Origin of the sequence: Alkalibacter mobilis, assembly GCF_015594845.1 — a bacterium.
In the GTDB taxonomy this organism is placed as follows: Bacteria; Bacillota; Clostridia; order Eubacteriales; family Alkalibacteraceae; genus Alkalibacter; species Alkalibacter mobilis.
Map to the genome: position 1 here is coordinate 1 of NZ_JADNRK010000061.1, position 2,187 is coordinate 2,187.

The window sequence follows — 2,187 nt, forward strand, 5'->3', positions numbered from 1 at the left end:
AAATGGACAACGGGTAAGCGATATCTTGATATGGAAGAATACCATCAACATCGATTGGCCAAAAATACCACTGTTGCTGCTTAAAAAACTAACCGAGGGAATTTACACACTTTTTCGGACTTGACTTGTTGAGTCTGGACAACTCTATATTAAAGGATATCGCAGAGAGAAACTTGTAAGCCTGGCCAAGCGATAGCATGCTGTATTGTATGCCCAGGAGAAATATTCTATTAGCGACACTTTCATGTCGGCCATTCAAAAAAACAAAAAAAGCTGAATTCTATGCAGATTTCAGCTAGTCGTAGATATTAATGGTGGAAGCGGAGCATAACATACCAGACTTTTGAGCACAAGTGAATGGTCTTGATATTTCATCCGAAATGATCTGAGATCTTACTTCTCAGATTTTCATAATATGCATCGAAAATAAGACCCCTTAAGTGTTGACCATTCACTCATGAAATAAAATAATCACTCATAAGATTTTTTTGATCTCTTATCCTGGTCTGTCCCAACTTATATAAGGTTTTTGTGGTGAACTAGTTGAGATTTATACATTGACTTTTTCATCTGCATAGTTCCATCTCTTTTTTTATGCACATAATTTCATATTTATGTAGAAAAGAGCCCTTTTAGATGCTCTAATAGATTAATCTGTATTTTTAATATATGCTGTTGCTCTTCCTGATCCAACTTTTTTTATATAACCATCCTTTAATAAGTCCGATAGTGCTTTTTCAATAGTTGTTATACTAATATCAGGATAAATTTCAGCTATGTTATTTTTTGAAATTTTACCAACTTTTTTATCAAATATGTCTTTAACTCTTTCTGATTTATTTAAGCCTCTAATTTCAACAGTTTCTACTCTTTCAGAAAATTCTTTATATGCTTTCAATAAAATACTCAGATAGTATTTTACGAAAGGATTTAGATTGTTATTTTCTTCATACCACCCATGTGAACTTTGCTTTAGAGTTTCATAGTAATTTTCTTTGGTATTTTCTATCAGCATTTCTATACTAATATACTTCCCTACGATATATCCTTCTTGGTAAAGAAGGAGCAAAGTTAATAACCTGCTCATTCTACCGTTGCCATCATTAAAAGGATGAATACATAGAAAATCTAAAACGAATTTTGATATTAAAATCAAAGAATCTATTTTACCTTCTTTTTTCCCTTCATTATATGATGCACATAACCTTTCAACAGCAGAAGGTGTTTCAAAAGCTGAAAGTGGTTTGAATCTAATAGCACTTATGCCTCTTGAATCTACTTCTTCTATAATGTTATCTTGATTTTTATATTTACACCCATTTGAAGATGGGTGATAGCTGTACAGATCTCTATGCAGCTGTGATATTATATTTGAACTTAGTTGAATATAATCATAATTTTCATGTATTGTATTGAGTACTTCTCTGTATCCTGCAATTTCTTCTTCGTCTCTATTAAGAGGTTCTGCTTTTTTTCCTACTAACTCTAAAAGTCTGGCATCTGATGTGAATATTCCTTCTATTCTATTAGAAGATCCAGTACTTTGAACCTTTGCTACTTCAAGCATCGCTTCTAAAATATCCGGCTTAGCCTCGACAAATAATTCCTGCTTCCCTTTATATTCGTGAATCTTTGCAATCAAATTCATGATTTCCGGCGTATATAATTCTTTATCAACTTCTCTATAATTAAATTTTCTCAACTGCATCACCTGCCTATTTTGATTTATATGCATAATTTTATCAGTATTTTATGCACATAGCAATTAAAATATGCAGATAACACAGTTACCATTCTCTAATTTACTACATAATTTGTAATATAAGCAGTCAATAATACCATGTGGATTATACGATTTTATAAATCATCATTATTTATAAGGTTACATTGATTTCCCATGAGGACACATCCTTTCAGATTTTCTTATTATATCTCACTTTCCGTGTCCACACATTTATACTAGCATCAGATCTATTAATATCTCGAAGTGCATTTTTGGACTCTTTTTCTCCCTCAATGCCGATCTTAAATCCAAAGTTATCAGACAAATGTGCCACCTCCTGTAACTGGTAAAATAAAGCAGGCCATTTTCAGACATCACGACTAGTCCAGAACTCGCCACAAACTAGGCCAGTTCTGGACACAAACTATGCCACTTTAATCTGAGTGATGATAAACTTTCTGTTG

The 2,187-nt window shown here is 32.6% G+C and carries 1 protein-coding gene; it reads right to left on the bottom strand.

The genetic code is table 11. The annotated features are described in order from the left end of the window. Positions 1–649: 649 nt before the first annotated feature. The gene (locus tag IWB18_RS12365; protein WP_195683922.1) at positions 650–1,702 is read right to left on the bottom strand and encodes a Fic family protein; all 1,053 of its coding nucleotides are present in this window, start codon (positions 1,700–1,702) and stop codon (positions 650–652) included. Between the last annotated feature and the right edge of the window lie 485 nt (positions 1,703–2,187).